Source organism: Microcoleus sp. MON2_D5 (genome assembly GCF_036701905.1).
Classification (GTDB): Bacteria; Cyanobacteriota; Cyanobacteriia; order Cyanobacteriales; family Microcoleaceae; genus Microcoleus.
The window spans coordinates 1-1448 of the sequence record NZ_JAUBRM010000227.1 but is presented as its reverse complement, the minus strand read 5'-3'; the positions used below and the strand labels follow the sequence as shown (position 1 = coordinate 1448).

1 protein-coding gene is annotated in these 1448 nt (G+C 38.5%); it reads right to left on the bottom strand.

Annotated elements, in window-relative coordinates:
• Positions 1–242: 242 nt before the first annotated feature.
• Positions 243–842 carry a hypothetical protein gene (locus QUA47_RS30845; protein ID WP_333433632.1) on the bottom strand — a complete coding sequence of 200 codons (600 nt, stop codon included), beginning with the start codon at positions 840–842 and terminating at the stop codon, positions 243–245.
• Between the last annotated feature and the right edge of the window lie 606 nt (positions 843–1448).

The window sequence follows — 1448 nt, the reverse complement described above, 5'->3', positions numbered from 1 at the left end:
GGCTGCTCTTTTTTCATAATTATAATAATCTCCCTCCTGTATCCTCTTTGTCAATACCCCCTGACCTGAATCCTTACGAAAAAGCTGGCATTTAAAATATTCATTTCTGTCAATGAATCTGTTTGTTTTTGTCTGGAACTTACAGCTTTACTAAAACCTCTTGCCATTGACAGCACCAATAAACTACAACAAACTACATGAAAATTTAGTCGGATTTAACTGTAGCATATTTTGGGTTCAAGTTAAGATGCGTTTCCCCTGCGTTTATTGGGAGTTAACTTCATTAAGTCTTGAATTTCTAATGAATGCTGATCGAGATAATCAACCCACTGCTCTCCATCGAAGCCAACGCCAAATGTACTCCGTCTTCGGTATTTTTTTCTAGCTTGGGAGCGGCGAGATACATATTTTTGTACCTGCTTTTTTTGAATTTCAGTCCCTTGAAATATGGCACAAGTATAGGCGATCGCCATTAATAGAATCATCTTAATCAGTCGTTCTCCTCTTAGACCACTGCCTTCTAGATTATAACCTCCCTTCTTGCAATCTCGGAACATTTCTTCAATTCCCATTCGCTGTTTATAAGCGGAGAGCGCGAATGGCAATGAACCCAAATCTGTGAGAATAAACCAGGCGTCTTTTACTTTTAATCCTCCATAGTTGCGTTTCCATTTACAGGCGATATCAAATCCTGCTACTGGTTGAGTTTTTCTGACCCTCACTCCTTGAAAGTACAACGAAGTTCCGGGTACTACTCCTAATTGGTCTAAGCGTTGCCAGATTAAATTTTCTGTTTCAATACAATGATTCTTTTTCAGCCTTAAACAAAAAGATACACCCATTGTTTTGAGCCAGAATCCTTGCGTCTACCGAACAAAATTCACGATCTCCCAAAACGATAAGTTTATATTCCTTAAACAAGGGTAAAACTTGTTCGAGAGCGAGGGTTTGTTCTTGTAAGTTACTGCTTCCTAATTTTGGCAACAAACACCAGTATAAGGGGATAGCTCTTTTTTCCCAGATTAGGGCGATCGTAAACAGATTAATACAGCCCCATTGAGTCCGATCGATCGCCACTGATAGGTTTTGTCCCACAGAGCAATAAGTTCTTAACCAGTAAACGATCAAAGGGAACCAAATTAGTGCGATCGTTAATTGAGGTATGTCTAGAAATCTTTGCAGTTTACGACGGCGACTTTCGGTAGTAATTGGGTAGGGAAATACCAGGGTAAACGCATCTTAACTTGAACCCAAAATATGCTACAGTTAAATCCGACTAAATTTCCATGTAGTTTGTTGTAGTTTATTGGTGCTGTCAATGGCAAGAGGTTTTATTAAAGCTGTAAGTTCCAGACAAAAACAAACAGATTCATTGACAGAAATGAATATTTTAAATGCCAGCTTTTTCGAGCATTTTGCAAATTTAGAAGACCCAAGAATAGAAAGAA